At 61.1% G+C, this 19118-nt stretch carries 18 protein-coding genes and 1 pseudogene; 4 read left to right on the forward strand and 15 right to left on the reverse strand.

Features of this window, described 5'->3' with window-relative positions; genetic code table 11:
- The first annotated feature begins 248 nt into the window (after positions 1-248).
- Together ACFSQT_RS01805 and ACFSQT_RS01810 are read left to right on the forward strand one after the other, a co-directional pair.
- The gene (locus tag ACFSQT_RS01805) at positions 249-566 is read left to right on the forward strand and encodes a DUF736 domain-containing protein (protein ID WP_379016747.1); all 318 of its coding nucleotides are present in this window, start codon (positions 249-251) and stop codon (positions 564-566) included.
- Between the two features lie 438 nt (positions 567-1004).
- Complete coding sequence (locus ACFSQT_RS01810; RefSeq protein ID WP_379016748.1) at positions 1005-1178, forward strand: hypothetical protein; 174 nt, start codon at positions 1005-1007, stop codon at positions 1176-1178.
- A gap of 114 nt (positions 1179-1292) precedes the next feature.
- Here ACFSQT_RS01810 and ACFSQT_RS01815 read toward each other — a convergent pair.
- The 4 genes and pseudogenes from ACFSQT_RS01815 to ACFSQT_RS01830 all read right to left on the reverse strand — a co-directional run.
- Positions 1293-2024: pseudogene (locus ACFSQT_RS01815) on the reverse strand (ISL3 family transposase); the annotation flags it as partial.
- A gap of 68 nt (positions 2025-2092) precedes the next feature.
- On the reverse strand, positions 2093-2365 hold the full coding sequence (locus ACFSQT_RS01820; RefSeq protein WP_379016750.1) for a WGR domain-containing protein: 273 nt from the start codon (positions 2363-2365) through the stop codon (positions 2093-2095).
- 213 nt (positions 2366-2578) lie between these two features.
- Positions 2579-2920, reverse strand: coding sequence for a hypothetical protein (locus tag ACFSQT_RS01825; protein ID WP_095204876.1), 342 nt, complete (start codon positions 2918-2920; stop codon positions 2579-2581).
- Positions 2917-3651, reverse strand: coding sequence for a ParA family protein (locus ACFSQT_RS01830; protein WP_244571465.1), 735 nt, complete (start codon positions 3649-3651; stop codon positions 2917-2919). Before ACFSQT_RS01830 ends, ACFSQT_RS01825 begins: the two co-directional genes overlap by 4 nt.
- A gap of 285 nt (positions 3652-3936) precedes the next feature.
- Here ACFSQT_RS01830 and ACFSQT_RS01835 point away from each other — a divergent pair, with 285 nt between their 5' ends.
- Both ACFSQT_RS01835 and ACFSQT_RS01840 read left to right on the forward strand, forming a co-directional pair.
- A complete protein-coding gene (locus tag ACFSQT_RS01835) occupies positions 3937-4347 on the forward strand; it encodes a hypothetical protein (protein ID WP_379016751.1) in 411 nt (136 codons plus the stop codon).
- The gene (locus tag ACFSQT_RS01840; RefSeq protein ID WP_379016753.1) at positions 4344-6614 is read left to right on the forward strand and encodes a relaxase/mobilization nuclease domain-containing protein; all 2271 of its coding nucleotides are present in this window, start codon (positions 4344-4346) and stop codon (positions 6612-6614) included. Before ACFSQT_RS01835 ends, ACFSQT_RS01840 begins: the two co-directional genes overlap by 4 nt.
- A gap of 118 nt (positions 6615-6732) precedes the next feature.
- Here ACFSQT_RS01840 and ACFSQT_RS01845 read toward each other — a convergent pair whose 3' ends face one another.
- The 11 genes from ACFSQT_RS01845 to ACFSQT_RS01895 all read right to left on the reverse strand — a co-directional run bounded on the left by ACFSQT_RS01845 (position 6733) and on the right by ACFSQT_RS01895 (position 19118).
- Positions 6733-7014: a helix-turn-helix domain-containing protein gene (locus ACFSQT_RS01845; RefSeq protein WP_095204905.1), complete on the reverse strand. Its 282-nt coding sequence runs from the start codon at positions 7012-7014 to the stop codon at positions 6733-6735.
- Positions 7011-7334, reverse strand: coding sequence for a type II toxin-antitoxin system RelE/ParE family toxin (locus ACFSQT_RS01850; protein WP_027054595.1), 324 nt, complete (start codon positions 7332-7334; stop codon positions 7011-7013). Before ACFSQT_RS01850 ends, ACFSQT_RS01845 begins: the two co-directional genes overlap by 4 nt.
- Positions 7335-7554: 220 nt before the next feature.
- Positions 7555-9603, reverse strand: coding sequence for a type IV secretory system conjugative DNA transfer family protein (locus ACFSQT_RS01855; protein ID WP_379016755.1), 2049 nt, complete (start codon positions 9601-9603; stop codon positions 7555-7557).
- 256 nt (positions 9604-9859) lie between these two features.
- Positions 9860-10906 (reverse strand): P-type DNA transfer ATPase VirB11, encoded by a 1047-nt coding sequence (virB11, locus tag ACFSQT_RS01860; protein WP_379016756.1) that lies wholly within the window; start codon positions 10904-10906, stop codon positions 9860-9862.
- A complete protein-coding gene (gene virB10, locus ACFSQT_RS01865; protein WP_379016757.1) occupies positions 10872-12104 on the reverse strand; it encodes a type IV secretion system protein VirB10 in 1233 nt (410 codons plus the stop codon). Before virB10 ends, virB11 begins: the two co-directional genes overlap by 35 nt.
- 109 nt (positions 12105-12213) lie before the next feature.
- A complete protein-coding gene (virB9, locus tag ACFSQT_RS01870; protein ID WP_379016758.1) occupies positions 12214-13050 on the reverse strand; it encodes a P-type conjugative transfer protein VirB9 in 837 nt (278 codons plus the stop codon).
- Entirely contained in the window at positions 13047-13778 is a 732-nt protein-coding gene (locus ACFSQT_RS01875; protein ID WP_379016759.1) for a VirB8 family type IV secretion system protein, read from the reverse strand. Before ACFSQT_RS01875 ends, virB9 begins: the two co-directional genes overlap by 4 nt.
- Positions 13779-13791: 13 nt before the next feature.
- Complete coding sequence (locus ACFSQT_RS01880) at positions 13792-14862, reverse strand: TrbL/VirB6 family protein (RefSeq protein WP_379016760.1); 1071 nt, start codon at positions 14860-14862, stop codon at positions 13792-13794.
- Positions 14863-15088: 226 nt separating this feature from the next.
- Entirely contained in the window at positions 15089-15802 is a 714-nt protein-coding gene (locus tag ACFSQT_RS01885) for a type IV secretion system protein (RefSeq protein ID WP_379016761.1), read from the reverse strand.
- 11 nt (positions 15803-15813) lie between these two features.
- Positions 15814-16698: a hypothetical protein gene (locus ACFSQT_RS01890; protein WP_379016762.1), complete on the reverse strand. Its 885-nt coding sequence runs from the start codon at positions 16696-16698 to the stop codon at positions 15814-15816.
- An 8-nt stretch (positions 16699-16706) separates the two neighbouring features.
- The gene (locus tag ACFSQT_RS01895; RefSeq protein WP_379016763.1) at positions 16707-19118 is read right to left on the reverse strand and encodes a VirB4 family type IV secretion/conjugal transfer ATPase; all 2412 of its coding nucleotides are present in this window, start codon (positions 19116-19118) and stop codon (positions 16707-16709) included.

The following is a 19118-nucleotide window of genomic DNA, read 5'->3' on the forward strand; positions in this document are numbered from 1 at the left end:
ACCTCGATGGGTCTGGTGTGACCGCAGGACGCCTCTCGTCTCGGTCGCCATCCCGCAACGGCCGGCCGCGGCTATTTTCCGCCGGCGGGGCGCAGCCCGCCTTTGCATCGCGAGGCAAAATAGCCGCTTGCGCCCGCCCTCCACTGCGTTGCGGCCTTGTCAGGTGCGGGGTCGACCGCCCTCCGGTCCTTACACCGCCATCGAGGTCGCGATAGGCGCGGCCCGAGCAAACCCGAAAGGAACAGATCATGGCAGTCATCGGCGAATTCTCCACCAACGGCAACAACGGGATTGTCGGCAATGTGCGCACCCTCACTGTCAGCATGCGTGCCCGCCTGAACCCCATCGAACGTGTCTCGCGCGACGCCCCCGACTTCCGCATCACCGCCGGCAACGGCGTCGAGGTCGGCGCAGGCTGGAAGGCGGTCTCCGGCGACGGCGAGGAATATATCTCGATCAAGCTGGATGACCCGAGCTTCAATGCCCCGATCACCGCCGCACTTTGGCCGGGCGAGAAGGAGGGAGAATACGCCCTCATCTGGAACCGGCCGAAGCGCGAGGTCTGAAACTCTTCCACGAAGGAGCCCCGCCGCCGAGGCGGGGCTCATCTCTTGCGCGTGTGGAAGCCGGAAGCAGGCATCGAGCCTGCTTCCGGCTTTTCGGGTGCCATACGCAACGAGGAAATCTGCTCAGATCGTCCAAGGCGTCCGGCGCACCGAAGGCTTGCTCCGGATCGAGATGATCGTGGCACATCAAGGTGGTGAAATACGGTCGCATCCCCTGGCCGGGGCTGCGGCTCTCTTTCTTCTGTCGTCCCATTCTACGGCTGCTCAGCCCGCGTCAAGGACGAGCGTGGGCCCCCGATTTCATCTCCGCTCCGGTTCCCTACGCTCCGACAAAACCGGCACCCCACTCGCCGGCTCCGCCGGTCGCGTTCCGCGATCCCTGACCCGCGCTTCGTGCGCACGTGGCCCGTTGACGTCAGCAAAAGGAGACGTTTCGACATGACCACCATCGATCACATCAATGAACTGCGGGCCGAGCTTCGGAGCTGCTGCTTCACCAGGAAGGAACGCATCGCGGCTGAAGCCGAACTGGCGGCCCTGATTGCACAGGAGCAGGCAGAGGCCGAGCAGTTCGCGCGTGACATCGAAGCCTTCGCCGCTGACCTCGAATGAGATCGGCGACGAAACGAGGGGGGTAAGCCCTCTCGTTTTATCGCCCGTGGGCTGTCAATGACCACGGAAGCGGGGCGCCCATTTCGCGCGCTCATTCCATGAAAAAATCACGGCGCGCGCATTGCCGAGGAAAGCCGCGCTCGTATTCTCCATGAGATGCCAGCGGTCGGCGACCTGAACCGCATTCGGTAATGCCTTGGCGGTGGCTTCGCCGTAACCGCCGCCGCGGTCGCGCGAGACGGTTTCGATCTCAGGGTGATCGGCAAGCCAAGCCTCGACGGTGGCAACTTCTCGGTCGGGCAACAACGTCACGATCCGCCGTCGCTCCAGATCGCAGACGATCGTGCCGTAGCGATGGTTACGGCGATGGGCCCAGTCATCGATGCCGACAATCTTGATAGGGGTCTGTTCGTAGACAGGCCGTCGCCGCACCACCCGTAGCAATGTGTCATTGCTGAGCTTTGCAAAACTAACCGTCGGCCGGCCGCCGAGCGCCAGTCCAAGATGATGAACGATACACTCCAATCGCGAGGTCCGGCGCGATCGCTCGGTGACAAGACTGTCGTCAAAGCGCTCGGCGAAGATTCGTCGACGGCACAATGTAGCATCGCAGACGAAGCGCCGCGCGCTGAGGCGGAGCTCTACCTTCGTCCCACTACAGGGAAGATCGGACACGCGTCGAACATAGCGGCTGTGGACCCGGCTCGACACTCTGCGGCAAAGAGGGCAAGGCCGCGCCGGCGTACCTGACCGCGCGGTAATGACGATCACTTCTTCGTTCTCAGCGATGGCCTCGACGACCAATCCCGCCGGGATCAAGGACGACAAACGCAAATTTCTCACCATGGTGCTGATTCCCCTCAGAAAACGGCACCACGCCGCCATGCAAAATCATCAAATGTGAGTCAGACCCCCTATTGTCGGCCGATTGACATCGGGTAGGTGGATCGCGGCTGATAGCCGCGCATCCGCTTGGTGCGCAGCAGCTGGAGGAAAAGCTCGACCGCTTCGCCCTCGGTATCGAAAGAGTGCTGTACCGTGCGGCCGGTGGTTCCGATCCGACCCCAACGGCGGACCAGGCAGGTCTGGCCGAACAGGGTCTCCTCGATCGACAGCGCATAGAAGCGCGCCATGTTCCGATCCGCGTCGCGGCGTTCGATACAGAGGCGATAGAGCTGCGCGATCATTGCGGACAGAATCGCGCAGCCGGACGCGCGCGTCCAATGAATGGTTTGAATCAGCGGACGCGGATCGATTCACTCTCGTGATGGATGGAACCGAACGTCAGTCGTTCAGCAGCGTCTTTGATGGCCTTCCCCGAAGAGATGTAGCCAATTCTCGTTGGGCCGGAGTCATGGGCGGTCGGTCATAACGAAAATCGACGCTGATTGCGCATCTGGCTACTTTGGCTGCCGAGCAAGGAATTCCGTTATCAGGCCCTGCACCACCTCCTGCATGGTTGTTCTATTGCGCGCGCAATGGACCTGCAGCTCGATCATCTGCGAGACCGGAATGCGTGTGTGCAGCCGGGCTGTCCCGCCGTCTGCCTTTGGCCTTTCGAGCTCCGCCTTCGCCTTTCTGGCAGACTGGGTTCTCGTCTGCTGCTCCAGGTTGTCCGTTTCGCTGATGCTGGATTCCACAATGGCAGCCATGTTGCGCGAGAACGGATCATCCGAACGGGCCCGCGGTTTCAAGGCAGGCAGCGGCAATTGGTTTGCGGTCCGATCGCTTTTCTCGTTCATTGGGGGGTGGCTCCGTTCAGTTTGCGGATGATCTCGGCGGTCAGGGCATTCGTCTGGTCGCGAGCGTCCTGCACGGCCTTGTTCACGGGCTGGACTTCGTAAAGCGTCCCGGCGGTTGCGATTGAGGCGAAGGTCGGCCGTTGCGACAAAAACGTCTCAAGCACGCTGGCATCGGCCTGCCGCAGCAGCTGGATCGCGGTGCGAAAGGCCATCGTGTTGTGCTCGATCCCCGAAACCATGTTGAGCATCACCGCGTAGGGAATTTCGCGATGGCGTCCGCCAAGCGAGCGGATGTGCCGGATCAGACCGAGGCATTGCTTGACATCGAAGACGTGCGCTTTCGTCGGGATCAGCACGAAGTCGGCGTTGGCGACGGCCGGTCCGAGGGCGGCCACGGCCGTGCCTTGGACGTCGACCAGCAGCAGGTCCTCGGCGTCGGATTGCGCCAGGCGATCGATCAGTTCGTCGGTCGAGTTGATGGGGATGACGTCGATGTTTGAAAGAGCGTACCCGGCGCGGCGACTGTTTTTGCTCCACTCCAGCGCCGACAGTTGCGGATCGGTGTCGAGCACCGTCACCCGATGACCGGCGGCGGCGAACTCGCCAGCGAGCAGGATGGTGGTCATGGTCTTGCCGACCCCGCCTTTGGGAGAGGCCACTGTGATTTGCACCGCGCGTTGTTCCGGCATTGTTTTTTCCCAATGTTGCGTCACCTTGGCGTCAATGCGCATAGGCGATTTGGCGCCAAAGTGACTTTCTTGCATTATGTAAATGCGCCGATGCTACAAAGTACGAAGGCACATAAGTGCCAAGGTGATAACACGAATTTGCGCATTTGGTGCAATGTTCCGGGATGCATAATTGGCTCTGGACTAGCGAAACATCCGATCAGTATAATATTGCATAGTGAATTGACAAGATACGCAATTTGGGTCCAAATTGGCTGAGCAGGTCGTCGCTTCGCTTCGACCTGGACCGTCTTCGACGTGAGGCCCATCCGCCATAGCGAGGGAATTTTGGACACCAGCGCCGCCCACAAGGACACCCGAAAGCGCTCCCGGATCGATATTGGGCCGGACGCGGGCGCGCTCCTGGATGAGGCCTGCAAGGTGTTCCAGCTTGACCGAGCGGAGACGTTGCGGCGCATTATCCGGGCCAGCCTGGATGTCGGTCCCGCTCTGTCAGCTGAGAATTCACGCACTGTCGCGGCGTTGGCCTCGCAAGTCCGGATGGTCGGCCGAAACCTCAGCCAGCTTCTCCATGCCATTCATTCCGGCCACGCTGCCCCCATCGAGGCGGCGTTGCCGATATGGGAAGCGCTGGATGAGAGGGTGAAAGCTGTCGACGCCGAATTGACCGCGATGACGATCGCGCATGGCCTGAAACTTCGGAAGGCGGCGCATCTGCTGGATGGTGAGGGCGCGTGAACCTCGACCAGTCGTCCATACAGGCCATAGCCGATCGGATTCGCGCGAGCGCGGCTTTTGAAGAAGAGAACCGCAAGCGCCGGCATCGGGCCATGTTGTCCTTTGCTGGAAATGACGATGATTGGTTGTTCAAGACGGTTCGCGGCCGGACAGGGGAGGGCGGTCTCGGGGGAAGCCAGACAACGGAACCGGCTTTGCCGCGCTCGTCTGCGCGGGAGCTGGAGCCGCCGCGCGGTAAAGCCGGGCGACTAAACCTCGCCCGGCCAACGAAGCGGCGGAAGCTCGCCGGCGGACCTCGGCCGAGGGCCGCTGCCGACAGGCTGGCGGCCGGGTATCAGCCGGCCGTTCTGAAGGTGATTTCCTACGGGCATGGCGTCACTAGGGCAGCCGCCATCGGTCAATATATCCAGAAGGAGGGCGTCGCGCTGGAGACGTATGACGCGCGTATCCTGGCAACGCGGGAAGCCGTCGCCGAGGAAATGAAACAGTGGGGCGAGCGTTTCGACAAGCGGCGGGAGAGCGAGGATGTGGCGACGTTTCGGCTTTCGCTGGCAGGGCACGAGAATGCCGAGCGCCTTTCACAGGCAGTTCAGGCAGGTTTCGCCGGCCACGGTTTCGCCTATCGTATCGACACACAGCAGGACGGATCGAGCGTCGCGCGCGTCGTCGCGACCATGGCCGGACACAGCGTCGTGCGGGGTGAGAACGGGGACGACAAGGTGAAGCATCGGTTTCACTTTTCCGATCGACGCCAGCAGGATCGCCAGTTCTCGGCACCAACCCGGGCCATGATCGCCTCGCGGATCTCCGACGCGCTTGGGGTCAAGGAGGATACCGTTTCGGTGAAGCCAATTGGGGAGCCCAGCCACGGCAAAGCCGGTGTCGTGTTCCAGCTCGCGCGCCTTACCCATGACGGAGCGGCGATCGGCGCCGACGGCGCCGCGATCGCGTCTGAGGAGGCGGTTCGGCAGACCGCGCAGTCTTGGGACAAGACCCTGAATTCCTACAAGCCTCGCGACACCATGCACATGATCCTGTCGGCCAAGGCGGGCGAGGACAGGCAAGCTCTGGTGAGGGCCGCACGTGGGTTCCTGCATGAGCAGTTCCCCAATCACAAATTCGCCTTCGGCATGCATGCCGATATGGCGGAGGAGGGCGGCCATATTCATGTCCATGCCATCGTCGCCGTGAAAGGTGAGGACGGTGAGCGATTGCGACCAGGTCCGGCCCAGCTTCGCGAATGGCGCGGGCTCTATGCCCAGCACGCACAAGCGCAGGGCATGAAAATCGTCGCGACTTCCGCGGCCTATCGAGCGTCATCACAAAGCTATGGTCCGCGCGACAAGGCGATTGTGGCCACGGCCGAAAAGCCGCGGCCGGGCAGGGAGGCGCGGGACCGCGCCTATGCCCGTGCAAACCCGCACGTCATCGAGAAAGCCCGCCAGCGGATAAATCACGCAAAGGCCAACCCGGTAAAGATTCCGATTTCGACGCGCCAGCTGCAGGCCACCCAGGCAAGCCTTCGGGACTGGCACTCGGTTGCTGCTTCTCAGCCGGACAACGCGATAGCGAGTCAATTCATTGATCGGATGACGCAAGCTTTCCGATCCGGTACTGTTGTCGTCGCTATTCGAGATGGAAAGGGTGTTCAAATGAGTTCAGATGCCACCGCGGACCAGATGCGGGAAAACCTAAAACAGATCAACGAGACCGTTAACAAGACAGCGGCCATGATGAACGGCCAGACGAAAGCGGAGTTCTTACGGCGCGCAGCGCCCACCATGGAGCTGCTTGCGATCCGGACGGATCTCAAATCCCTGCAGGAAGGTGGCGTCACGCATGTCAGTGAAGACCAGGCCCATCGGATTGCCGGCACGCGCGCCGAAGCTTTGATCCATCGCGCCCAGGAGATCGAGGCCGCTGAGCGGCTTGAGGCCGATCGCGCTCGCGAGATCCGTAATCGCGCCATCGAGCAGGAGATTCGTGACGAACGAGCCGGGTCGGCTGATCCGACCTCGCTTGAGCAGGTTGCGCAAGACCGCGAAATGGTGCGCAATGCCGAAAGCATCGCTGCGAAGGAAGCCCGCGAGGCACAAGCCGCAAGCGAAGCCGCGCGTTCATTGGCGCAGAATCCTAACGAGCGGCTTGATCCCGAGATCGTCAAAGGCGAACGGCTCGAAGAACTGCAGCGCCTGCAGTCGAGGAGCATCAACACCACTCCGGTCGAAGGCGAAGAGCCTGATTCACAGAAGCCGCAAAAGCAGTAGTTGCCTCGCCATGTAGCACTAAGTGAGCTCGTTGTTCCCCAAGCCGGGCTCTGGCTGGGGCTCCGTTCGGCACTCGCTCGCGCCAAAACGCAAAATGTGCTCATTTGACACTTCGTGATTATGCAGCCGCTTTTACCCGGATTTCTATTTCCAGGTGTGCGGAGGCGGCGATGTTGACAAGTGCGTCAAGCGAGAATTTGGCGAGCTTACCGCGCAGCAGATCATTGGTGCGAGGGCGCGTCAGACCGAGCCGCTTGGCGGCTTCCTCCTGAGGAATGTCCCAACGCTGGACTGCCTTACGGATTTCGTAGAGCAGCGCCGAGCGCGCCTTGAGGTTTGCTGCCTCTTGTTCGGTGTCCGCCAGGGCGTCCCAGACGTTCTCATAGATTTCTACGTTCATCGTTCTGCCTTCCATCGTTTTAGCCGTTGAGCCGCCAGATCGAGGTCTTTCTTGGATGTGGCCTGTGTCTTCTTCTGGAACGCATGAAGCACCAAAACGCGGTCCTCCAGGGTTGCCAGATAGATGACGCGGAACGCTCCCGATGCCTCCCGGACTCTGATTTCCCTGACGCCGGCCCCCACGATCTGCATAGGCTTCCAGTCGTCGGGATCGTCGCCGCGCTGGACAAGTTCGAGCTGCCAGCCAGCCTCTATCCGCGCATCGTCAGGAAACGCTCGAACATCCGCCCTACTGCTTCCAAGCCATTCAATCACCTTCATCGAGGTGCACTGTATCGGTTTTGATACAGGTTGGCTAGAGTGAAAATCAATCGCATTTTACGGACCAGCAATCAGCTCACGTCCCACCAAGACCCGGGAGGCGCAACGAAACGGTTCGATGCGCCCGCCATCGGATTAGGGACGCTTCGTCTCGTTCTCACACTCGACATGGGCACCGAAGGCACAAACCGCTCATTTGTATTCAACTGACTTTCACGTCCTAGCGATCGCCGTGACGTCTAATTTGATCCTGCAGCGCCTCAAGAGCGGCTGACGGTACCCCGTCGACATCTCCGCTATCCACTGACGGTGACAGGGAAGGAGCGCCCGCCTCCACTTCCTGATCGAGCGATGCGAGCAGCGCGGCGATCGACGTGGACTTGTTTCCCGGCCGGACTTGGAATTGCAAGACGCTCGCGTTGCCTTCAGACGCACTCGGGTCGGACATCTTTGATGCTGCCGGCGCCGATCGCCGGCCAAGGGTGGGAAGCGGCCGCGGCGCATCATCGGCCGTCTGGTCGGTCCGCTTCGGCTTCAACTCCGGAACTTCAGCGGCGACCTCGCTCTTTGCTTCAGCCTCACCGCCTGTTGGAAGGCCTGAGCTTGACAGCGCCTGTGGTGCGTCCGCGCTGTCGCTCTTTACTTTCGGCTTTAACGCGACGGGATCAACCCTTTCAGCCGCCGCACCAGTCGCAGGCGGCACCGCATCGGCATAGGCTCTATGGCCTGAAACCGGCGCTTCGCCGGTATCGGGTTCCCCCAACTCGAAAGGTGCCGCTGGCGCGGTGTTAGCCGCCGCTTCGACGTCCGCCATGGAGCGCAGCGGGAGATCCTGCCATCGTGAGAGAGGCGGGACCTTCAAGCGCCGGTGCCGAAATTCCTGGTAGGTCGCCTTATAGGGAGCGTCCTTATAATAGGTGACCTTGCGCACCATGAAACCAGGGGGGCTTGAGACCAGAACCACGGCCTGCTTCGCCGGCATTTGCCGAAGCTCCGCCGCCGTCCGGAACGGCCTTTCCTGATAACTTAAACTCTTGTCTCGGCCCCCAAATATACCTTGACCAGCCCTGATGATCGGTGTGGGCACCTCGATCGTGGTCGGTCCCAGCATTACAGAGACATGTTCCGAGGTCTCCACGTCGTTCATGCGGATGAAAAGCTTCACCTGACACGCGGACACCGTGGTCTGCCGCGTCGCTTTTCCATAGACTTCGTCAAGCTGGGCAAGATCCTGCAGGATCAGGACCATGCGAAAGCCATAGCCCGCGTTGATCGCCAGCTTGGAAACGATAGACTCCATTTTGCCGAGCTGGCGAAACTCGTCGATCATCACCAGAACCTGATAGGGCTCGTCCGGGCCTGGCGAGGAAGCCATCAGCACATCATGGATTTGCTGAACCAGGAGTTTGATGATGGGCCGGAACACGTCGAGCTGCGCCACCGAGCAGCCGATGAAGAGAGCCGTCGGGTCCTTGCGAAACTTCGAGATATCGAAATCGGTCGACGCCGTAGCGGCTGCAACGAGATCATTGGTCCAGGGGTTGAGAGCCGCCGTCATGTTGAAATAGGCCGAGTTTCGCGTTTCCTTTTCCAGCGCAATGAACTGGTTGAGCCCGTGCACGACCCACGAAGGCAGATATTTTTCCTCGTCATTGCGGATATTCGTCAGCACCCTGAGAAAATCCACGCCGGTCGAAAGAAGCATCGCGACGGCGCGCAAATGACGCTGCCCCTCATAGCGGGGTGACGTCAGCACATAGCCGATCATGGCCGAAAGCAGCTGCCGGCCGGCGCGCGCCCAGATCTCGGAACTTCCTGTCGCCTCGGGGATGATGAAGGAGGAGACCACTGCGCAGTCCGTCGGCATGCGCGCATCGCGCCGGATGAAATCCAGCGGATTATAGAGATGCGAATCCTGCTCGCCGGGCGAAAAGAAAAAGACCTTGTCGCCGAGAGCCTGCCGGTGTGCACCGAACGCCTCGAAGTTCTCCCGCTTCGGATCGAACCACACCGAGGATCCTCGCCACATATAACCGTTCGGAATGACAAAGCTGACGCCCTTGCCGGATCGGGTCGGCCCGACCACCAAGACGTGCGCGGGATCGTCCGAGCGGATCGTCGCCCCACCCATCTTGCCGAGGATCAAGCCTTGCTTTGCCAGCAGGTTTTTCCTTTCGGCGTCCATGATCGTGCCGAACCGCGCATCGCCGTAGTGCTTTGGCTTGCGGTTGATCAGGCTTGCAAAGATCAGGCCGACGCCGATCGCCACGACAACCGCGACCGCGATCGCGCCCCGGATGATCGTCTCGCCCTGCGTGGGATGATAGGCCAGGCGCTGGCTGAAATGCTGCCAGGCAACGAACAGGCCGCTTAGGCTGCGTTGCGCGTTCTGGTATTTTAGAAGCCCCCAGCGCGAGGCGCCTTCAGAAGGGAGGGCGGGATTCCACCGCCATGTCGCCACCAGCTCGTAGGCTAGGCTCCAAAGGGCAAAGAAGGCGGCGAGGCCGATGAGGCCGAGGAGAAGCCTATAAGCGAATACGCGAGACATTCTGGGGAACCTTTCTGGCGGCTCTCCATTCGGTCATGCGGTTGAACCAGATCGCCGAAGTTCCACGCCAGCCGCCCCGGCGCGTTTGTTGGATCACAATCGGCAGGACCGACCGCACGTAATCGATGATCTCTGCCTTGCTCAGCCCGAGCCCAGCCTGCATGACCATCAATGCCAGCTGCTCAAACGCACCGGTCGGGCTGTCCGCATGGATCGTCGTGATCGATCCGGGATGACCTGTGTTGACGGCGCGCAAGAACGAATAGGCTTCCGCTCCCCGGATCTCGCCCAGGAAGATTCGATCCGGCCGCAACCGCATGGCGGCTTGCAGCAGCGTTTCAACGGTCACGTGCGCCAGGCCCTGGTCGCCCTTTGATGCAACGAGGGGCAGATAGTTGGGCTGGTGTGGTTTAACCTCTCGCGTATCCTCAATGGTGAGGATCCGCTCATCCGAAGGCACCTCGTGCAAAATCGCGTTCAGAAACGTCGTTTTGCCCGACGATGTGCCTCCTGAAAGCAAGATCGAATACCGTTCCCGCACGGCCAGGCGGAGGAAATCCTCGATTTTGCCAGCGTCGAGATATTCGCAAAGGGCGCTGTCGGTCTCGCTCAATTCGCCGGGATCCTGGACGGAGATCGTATCGAACGCCCCCCGCTTCCGGTAATCATCAAGGCGCATATCCTTCACGACCTGCTTGCGGATCGCGAAGGCGCCTCCTGTCGGCGTCGCCGGCGCAAGCACGCCCTGGAAGCGTTCGCCGCCGGGGAGGGCGGCTGAAACCAAGGGATTTTCCTCGCTGATCGATTGCGAGGATGATGCCGCTATACGTTCCATGAGGTAAGTGATCGCGGCGCGGTCGAGCTCGGGGACGTCGAAGGGCTCCATATGTGTCGAGCCAACAATTTCGACCCACACAAGTCCAGGCCCGTTTGCACAGATTTCGACCACGCGATCGTCGTCGAGCCAGCGCCGCACCGGCTCCAGCGCCTTATTTAGAAAGACGGTTCTTTGCTGCCCGCTCACGTCGTATCTCCGTCAACGCCTCGCGTACCGGGTCCGGATAGAACTCCGAAAAATCGAGGTCCCGGCGGACGAAAACCATGATGCGCGACCCCTGATCGACATGGATCGTGGGCGCGATATTGATCGAATTGCGAAGCGCCTCTTCGGCAATGCGGTTGAGGCTTTGCGAGACCTGTTGCGCGCCGATCTGGCGGGCGCTCTGCAGGTATTGGTTGGGCTGCGTCTGGATTGTCACCGTCTGTCCGGTCTGCGGGTCCGTGTAGGTCTGGTTGGTGTTCGACCCATTCTGGTCGTTGCCAAGGTTGGCGATGAATTGCGTCGCACCGCCCACGACACTTAGAAGGATCGCCGAGCCGAACCGCTCGAAATAATGGTTGTCGACCTCGCCCGGCATGCCGCTGCGACCGAGCTCGTCGGTGCCTGTCGAACCGAGCTGCACCGACATGCCGTCCGATCGAAGCAGGCGTGTCCACACTATGAACACCCGCGTTTGGCCGGTTGCGAGGCCACTGCGATATTCACCGATAAGGCGGGAGCCAGCGGGGATCAAAACCCTGCGACCGTCGAAGGACCACACATCCTCCGACACGACGGCCCGAACCATACCGGCAAGATCGCTCTGGATCGCGGTCTCGAGTACGCCCTTGATCATCGTCCCTTGGGCGACCAGAGCGTCCGTGCGCGGGTTCATCGTGGCCTTCGATGTATCCGCTCCGCTCTGGCTCGCCCTTGCCAAAAAACGCCGATTGGGGTCCTCCTCGCCCTCGCCTGCGTTTCCGGCCGCCGCTGCATCCGTACCATTGCCGCCCAATGCTGACGCACTGCCAGGCGCATCGCCGCTATCGACGACGAGCTGCTTGGCGCGCAAGCGCTCCCATTTGCGGCGCTCCTCTTCTTCTTGCCTGCGCCGTTCTTCCTCAGCCAGACGACGGGCCTCGGAATCATCCTGCACCTGTGGTGGAGCTGCAGGCGGTTGCAAGGCTGGTGGAGGGGGAGGCGGAGCCTCGACGGTCGACGGCGGCTGTGCCGGCGTCGCCGGCGGCTCTTCGGGAGCCGTCGGGATTTTCAGGGTGCCGTTATCAAGCTGGGGGCGCGGCGTATCGAGCCCCGGTGCGGGAAACTGTGTGGTGTGAAACTCCTCGCCATCCGACGCCGTCAACAGCGGCTTGTCTGGCGCACGCGTCGCCGCATAGATCATCCAGCCGGCGAAGACCACCGCACCCAGCGGAACCGCGATCTTGAAGAATGTGCTTGCCCCGAATTTTGGCGCGGCGACCGCCGTGCCTTCCTCAGCGAGCATTCTGTACTCATTGGGAGATGGCATCGGGTCCCCTCACTTTCCGAACAGTCCCACCGCCGACACGCTGCGGTTCGTAAGGTTCAAGCCCGCTCGGTTCGTTCACATTGTTCAGTCTCAGATTGAAGACGCAGGTTGCTTCGGTGCCGTTGCGCAGGGTCCATTGGTAATTGACCTTGTCGACGACGATGTACGGGCCCTCGCGGCGATAATTCACAAGGGTCTCATTGCGCTCGCTATCAACGACATGGATCGCCGGCACTTCCCTTGCTGGATCGAAGCGGAACCAGGTCTTCACACCGTCGTCGTAGATCACGAGCGGCTTATTTGCCGACGACCCCTTATAGGCATAGGACGAGTTGGCGTTTTCGGCCTTGAAACCCTCCCGGTTCGGCTGCGCCGCCCGAGCCCGGGCTTCGTCCATCAGCGCCGCGTCCGACGCCTCTTCGGGATAGCGAAACTTGATCGCATAGACCTGTTGTGCAACCGGCCGAAACTCGCCGTTGAGGAAGAACACATAGCTGCGCTTGTTCGTCAGGACATTGAGATTCCCGCCCGCATTCTTCTCGATCGGCTTCACAAAGAGCACATTGCCCTTCTTGTTGGGTTCGATGCTCCAGGCCGGGACGTCGCCAGCGCCGAGGGTTTCGATTTTCTCGTCATCGCCGAATTCGATCATCGTCGAGGCGCCATAGCTGGCCGGCACCGACACCACATCGTCCTTCTGGTACCAGACGAAGCGAATGCGACTGTCACGAGATCCCGCCCGAGGGGTCTGTTCGGCAAGGGCCGGCTGAACCGCGCAAACGCCGAGCCCGATTGCCATCAGGATGCCGGCGACCTTCATTGCGGTGTCTCGGCGGTGGGTGCCGGCGCCGTCTCCTGATCGCGCCGATATTCGAGCACCTGGAAGCCGAGCGGATTTTCAAAGCGGATCTCGTTTTTGGCCGGAACGCCGGTGTAGCGGAACCGGATCAACGACACCCAATGCCGCTGCACGGTGTTCGCTTGGCTCTTTTCCTCCGTCATGAACCTGACCAGGGCGGTCCTTTGATTGGGAAATGTCACGGACTTCACGGTCACAGCCACGACGGTGTTTCGCCCGTAGAGCACGACGGGGTTCGTCACTTTGTTCGCCGGGCTGAAAAGCTCGACGAGCTCCCTCGAGGCATCGCCGGCGCTCAGCAATTGCGCGAGATCGAAGTTGTCCTTCAGCGCCTTCGGATCGTAGGTCTCGCGAGCCTTCACATAACGGACGATATCGAACATCCCCATCGACTCGTCCTGCTGCAAAGGACCGTCGGCCAGCGGCCGCTTGACCTCGACAAACCCGGTGGATTTGTCGACCACCACCATGTAGGGCTCATAAGTCTTGAGCGGCAGCGCAAGGATCAGCGCGCCCACGGCTGCAACGGCAATGACCGAGGCGACGCTTGCCACGCACCACGCCAGAGATCGCGACCAGCGATTGCGTCGCGCGATATCTTTTTCCCAGATTGCCGCATCCACGTAGTAGGGCAAGGGAGACTCGGTTTCCTTCGCCGGTCGCCCAACGCTTTCCTTCACATCGCTCATTGGTGCCCCAAACCTATCCGGGATCCGTCAGCTTTCGGGAAAGCCGTGCATATTCCGCTGAATTCTCATACCTTCTCTGTGCGAGGCTCACGCGCGCCCGCTCGCGACCCGCCAGGCGTTCCTGCCGCGTGCTCCAGCCCAAGCGTCCCATCAGCCTGCGCTGACCGGCTTGGCCCATCGCTGCGAAGGCGCCGTCGTAGAAGCGCCCAAACGAAGGTGTTCCAATACCAATTCCGCCTGCGAGCGAGGCGGCAACGTTGGTGATCTGCGACAGCAGCAGCACACCGACGAGGCAGATCAGGATCAGCGGCGCGGCTTCGGTCAAGGTCGTTGTCGCAGCACCATTCGACCGGTTGACCGCGTCGAAATAGGTCTGGGTGATCGAGATGAAGAAGGCACAGAAGGCGTAGACCAGAATCTGCACACACATGTACTGCACGATCGCGGTTACCCAGCCGGCGAAGAACCGGGTCGTGTAGCCGAACAGCATAAGAATGATGAACACTGGGGCGAGTGCCAGCAAAAGCCAAAGAAAGATCTTCGACAGGATGATGAGGAAGATCGCATAGCCGATGAGTAGCGCGCCGACGACAAGGATGATCGCCGCCAGTACGTAGCCGCCGAAGTTCAACACGCCAAGGCTCTTGATAAAGGCGGAGGTGGAATTGGCGAGCGAATCCCAGATGTTTTGCAGAGCCGTCTGCACGGAGTTGACGGAGTTCAGCCCGGCCGATGTCCCGGTCACATTGGCCGAAACGCTCGTGAGAAGGCTGTTCCCGATCGCGGCAGGTGTCTCATTCGCGAACGAATAGGCATATGTTTGAAAGTCCCCCCAGCTCGTCGCCAGAGCGTAGATGACGAAGGCGCGGAACAGGCGCCAGATCATCTCTTTTCCCGATCCCGTCGAGGTTCCCTGCCAGATGCTGATGGCCCAGACTATCACGTACAGCGTCAGCATCAGGCCGGCGACGCCCCCCTGTCCGCCGCCGGTCAGGGCCGACGCCAGGTTCTGGTAGGCTTGCGATACATAGTTATTGCCGAACTTGTCGACCTGTTGCAGAAGCGTGGTGATATTGAAGTTCATTTTTTCGACGTCCCACCTGGAAACAGAGATGGATCGCTATTGAGTGCCTTCATCGGACCGCACTCGAATGGCTTCTTCGCTTCTGTTCCTGGTTCGGGCGCCGCGAACGCCATCGGCTGCATCGGCCCCTCGTCGCGCGAGCACGGAGCCTTGAGCGGCTTGTGGCCACACCCGGAGGTCGCGACAGCGCCAACGATGGCGGCCGCTGATAGAAGAAAGCGCACCGTCATTGGCCGGACTTGTATTCGAGCCCCCGCGAGGCCTGCGTGATCAGGTTCATACGATCGATGTTTTCCTGATTGGCGGCCGCCGTAGCGGTATTCACCGCGCCGATCAGTTCGTTCACAGTCAGACCCGTTTGCACCATGATCTGGCTGTTCTGATCGATCGAGCCCTTGATGTCCTGCGCCGTGCCGATCCGTTGAGCGCCCGACTGAAAAGCGCTGGAACGGGTCTTCACCCCATTTTGCGAGGAGTCCAGCAGCCCGGTAACAGTGGCCGCGACGTTCACCAGGGCGCTGTAGTTCTTATCCATCTGCGTCGTCTGGCCATTGATCAGGCCCGAAATGGTTTTCACCAGCTGCAAGCCATTGATCATGTTCGAAACGATGCCCTGCGATCCATTGCCGAGGCCGGCGAACGACAACGAGCCGCCCGAGATCACGCTACCAAGCGAAGGCGCGTCCCCCATGGAGAAGCCGCCCTTGCCCAAGGCCATCCGCGCGAGCTGGCCGGCCTGGCTCGACCGGTCGCCCGTGACGGCCTGCAGCGTCTTTTGGGTATAGTTCATGATGTTGCGGTCGGTGCTGAGGATCTCGCTCGTGGCCGATGCAATCTGCCGAGCCTGTTCCAGATTAGCCTCGTCGATCGTAGGCACTTGCGCAAAGGCGATACCGCCAAGGCCAAGCAAGAGTGCCGCTGTTAACGGAATTCCACGCATAGCGTTTTCTCCTATTGAGCCTGATATTGCTTGACGGCCGACATCAGTTCGTCGGTCGTCATTGTGACGGGGGCGCTGTTGGCGTCCCTTTGGATTTGCGAAAGCACGGGCGAGACGTTTTCAACTGTGTCGGTCGTGCGCGGCGCCGTGCATGCGCCGTCCGTCGACGGGCAGCATGGGTTGCCGGCCGTGCCGCCGCTTGTAGCCCCGGGACAGCTTGTCGAGCCACCCGAGCCAGGCGGCGGGCCCGAGCCAGGCGGCGGGCTCGCGGGAGTGGGCACCACCAGGCCGGAGGATCCCCGACTTGTCAGTGTGGCGGTGCCGATGTTCCGCACGTTGAAAGCTTGGGCGAAGAACCCTGTCGCCTGGATCACCTCGTTGAAGGTCAGCCCGCCTTGGGCGCGGATTGCGCTGTTGCGGTCGAAGGCTTCCATGACCGTTTTGTCGGTCCCGATATCCTGACCCATGGTCTCGAAGGACTGCTTATTGGGAGCCACCGTTGACATGCTGCCATTCATGCCCCCTAGAATCTGACTGGTGATATCCAACTGGCCCCTTTCACCGGCATTGCCGCCGACAGCGCCCGATCCCGACCCGGTCGAGGCGAACGCCGAAGAGCCCTTGATGTCCGGATTGGCCTGTTCCAAGGACGCCTGGCCACCCGCCGGATCGACCGAAGCCTTCGGGCCCTTCACGTTCTGCGCCTTTTTGGCCGTCGTCACCGAGCAATTGACGCCCTGCGTGGCGGACTTCGTATCCTCCTGGATGAGCTTGATCTGAACCTTGTCGGCCTTGTCCTCGCTCCGCTGCGACAAGATCGGGCTGTCAGAAACCGGCACGGCCGCCATCGCCGTCGATCCCGCGAAAATCGTCACAAGGGCGGCCATCGCGCCCATAATGGTCTTCATTCCGGGTCCCTCCCAAGAAAGATTGGCAACCAAACCTGCGGATCGTCGCCGACGCGCGCGCGCAGCGCGTCGAGCTCCTGAACCGTCTCAATTCGACCGGAGAGGATCTTGATCGCGTCAGGCATCGCGCCCAGATTGAGGCGCGCAATGACGCTGTCCTGATCATGCTTGATCAGGAATTTACGGGCTTCGGGCGGGGTTTCACGGATCCATTTGATCTCGCGCTCCGACAGCCCGAACGCCCTGTGCGATTCCTCGTCGGCCTTCGGGTTGGGGAAAAAAATATTGGTCGGCGTCTGTTCGATCAGCGTGTTGGCAATCGACGACTTCACAATATCCGCCGCGGACTGCGTGCCGAAGCCGATGATGCCATTCAGCTTACGAATGGTTTTCAGCTTGTCCTTGATGAAGTAGCTGAAAATATCATTGTCCAGGAGCTTCCAGCCTTCATCGAGGAAGATCATGACCGGTTGCCCGTCAAGCAGCTCCTCGATGCGATGGAAGATATAGAGCAAGGCCGCCGTGCTGGTCGTTGCGTCGCTCAACACGCTCGTCATGTCGAAGCCGAAAATGGACGACATCGAAAACGAGTCTTCCGCGTTGTTGAACAACCAACCGCGCTGATCCGGCCTCATCCATGGCTGCAAGCGCGAATAGAGATCGTCATCGCCGGCGCGCATCGCACCGCGCAACAGCTCGGCGAACTCCTCCATGGTTCGACCTTCGGGCGGCGCGCTCGCCACCTGGGCGATCGCGTTGCGGATGACTTGCTCCTCGCGCGTCGAGTGGGCGTGTCCGTCGGATCGACGCAGCATGAAGCTGAAAAGCTGGAAGAGGAATTCGCGGTTGCGCGGCGCATCGGGCAGGCGCAACGGATTGAAGCCGGAAGGCTCCCCGGCCTTCAGAACCTCATAGCGGCCGCCAAGCGACCGCACGAAGATATCCAGGCCACGATCCTTGTCGATCATCACCAGCTTGGGGCGCGGCGTGATGCGCTGCGCCTGTGCCGCGAGAAAGCCGAGCAGTACCGTCTTGCCCGAGCCCGAGGGACCGTTCAGGGTGAAGTTGCCGAGGTCTCGAACATGGAAGTTGAAGAAGTAGGCCGTTTGCGACGTCGTCTCCAGGACGCTTATCGGCGTTCCCCAATGAACCCCGCCAGTCCGGCCGCTCGGATAGTTATGGAAGGCCGAGAAGCCCGCCATGTTCTTCGATGAGATCATCGACTTGCGCGCCACATAGGCGAAATTGCCAGGCAGGGTGGCCCAGAACGCAGGTTCACAATTCAGGTCCTCGCGAACCCACAGGGCGGACACCTCCGTCAGCGCCGTGCCGACATCGGTCACGCAGCGCGCCACGTCGTCCATGGTTTTCCCGAGGCACAGCACCGTCAGATGATGCAAGCCATAGAGCGCTTCCGAGGACAGAAGCTCATCGCGCGCTTCACCGAGTTGATCGGCCACGATCGAGCCGGCTTCATCCGACATGTCGATCTTGCGCCCGACCCGCTCCATCTGGGTCAGCGCCTGGGGCTTGTCGATGATGGCGAAGGATTGCGTCACGATGAATTCGTGCGGCACCTTCAGCATGGGGTTGAGCATCCCTGGTCCCGTAATGGAGGGGTACTCGCCGACCGAAATGATGGCGCCGTATCGCGTTTCGCCAGGGAACGCCCCGCGAATTTCCAGCGCATTCGGGCCAAAGAACAGCCGCTTCGTCGCTAGCGCCTCCGCGAGTTTCATGCGCGGCAGTGCCATCGGCCGCGGCGATCCGCCATTGACGAGCTGCACCAGGAATTCCAGCGGCTCGGAATGCCAAACGTCACTGCGCTTGACGACGGTGAGAACCCGCGCGCCATACGCCTGCAGGCTCTCTCGGACGGCTTTCATCACGTCCGTGAGTTCGATCAGCGCCCGCTCCTCGCTCGAAGAGCGACCGTCCGCGGCCCTTCGTCCCAAAAGCTTGCGGATCACGAGATCCGCGGTCCCGACCGTGCCTTGCAGCTCGCGCCGCACGATCGTCAGGTAGATGTCGTTCACAAACATGCGCTGGGTGCGCAGGGCCGCCGTGTAGCGCTGATCCAGCTCTTGGCAGAACTTATTCTCGAAGCTCGACTCGATCGCCGGCGTCACCTCGCGGCGCAGGATATGCGAGTAGATCGCATAGCGGGAGTTCGCCAACCCGCGAATGAGATCGTTGCGGCCGAGCAGGCGCGAATTGATCTCGGCGATATCGATCGTCTCGAAGCAAAGTCCGCTCATGTGAACGAAGGACATCAACATGCCGTCCTGCGTCTTGATCACCTCGTCGGACACATGCCGCGAATAGGGTATGTGGGCCGAAACCGGATTCTCCCGACGAGACACGGCCCCGAAACTCAGTTCATCGCGAAGAGCCCGTGCGATCGCCAC

The organism is Mesorhizobium calcicola (genome assembly GCF_042682105.1).
Lineage (GTDB): Bacteria > Pseudomonadota > Alphaproteobacteria > Rhizobiales > Rhizobiaceae > Mesorhizobium > Mesorhizobium calcicola.

What these genes read in the sequence shown, in the direction of transcription:
- ACFSQT_RS01805 (WP_379016747.1), top strand. Translation starts at nt 249, where the DNA reads ATGGCAGTCATCGGCGAATTCTCCACCAACGGCAACAACGGGATTGTC.
- ACFSQT_RS01810 (WP_379016748.1), top strand. Translation starts at nt 1,005, where the DNA reads ATGACCACCATCGATCACATCAATGAACTGCGGGCCGAGCTTCGGAGC.
- ACFSQT_RS01820 (WP_379016750.1), bottom strand. Translation starts at nt 2,365, where the DNA reads ATGATCGCGCAGCTCTATCGCCTCTGTATCGAACGCCGCGACGCGGAT.
- ACFSQT_RS01825 (WP_095204876.1), bottom strand. Translation starts at nt 2,920, where the DNA reads ATGAACGAGAAAAGCGATCGGACCGCAAACCAATTGCCGCTGCCTGCC.
- ACFSQT_RS01830 (WP_244571465.1), bottom strand. Translation starts at nt 3,651, where the DNA reads ATGCGCATTGACGCCAAGGTGACGCAACATTGGGAAAAAACAATGCCG.
- ACFSQT_RS01845 (WP_095204905.1), bottom strand. Translation starts at nt 7,014, where the DNA reads ATGAACGTAGAAATCTATGAGAACGTCTGGGACGCCCTGGCGGACACC.
- ACFSQT_RS01850 (WP_027054595.1), bottom strand. Translation starts at nt 7,334, where the DNA reads ATGAAGGTGATTGAATGGCTTGGAAGCAGTAGGGCGGATGTTCGAGCG.
- virB10 (WP_379016757.1), bottom strand. Translation starts at nt 12,104, where the DNA reads ATGATCTATGCGGCGACGCGTGCGCCAGACAAGCCGCTGTTGACGGCG.
- virB9 (WP_379016758.1), bottom strand. Translation starts at nt 13,050, where the DNA reads ATGAAGGTCGCCGGCATCCTGATGGCAATCGGGCTCGGCGTTTGCGCG.
- ACFSQT_RS01875 (WP_379016759.1), bottom strand. Translation starts at nt 13,778, where the DNA reads ATGAGCGATGTGAAGGAAAGCGTTGGGCGACCGGCGAAGGAAACCGAG.
- ACFSQT_RS01880 (WP_379016760.1), bottom strand. Translation starts at nt 14,862, where the DNA reads ATGAACTTCAATATCACCACGCTTCTGCAACAGGTCGACAAGTTCGGC.
- ACFSQT_RS01885 (WP_379016761.1), bottom strand. Translation starts at nt 15,802, where the DNA reads ATGCGTGGAATTCCGTTAACAGCGGCACTCTTGCTTGGCCTTGGCGGT.
- ACFSQT_RS01890 (WP_379016762.1), bottom strand. Translation starts at nt 16,698, where the DNA reads ATGGGCGCGATGGCCGCCCTTGTGACGATTTTCGCGGGATCGACGGCG.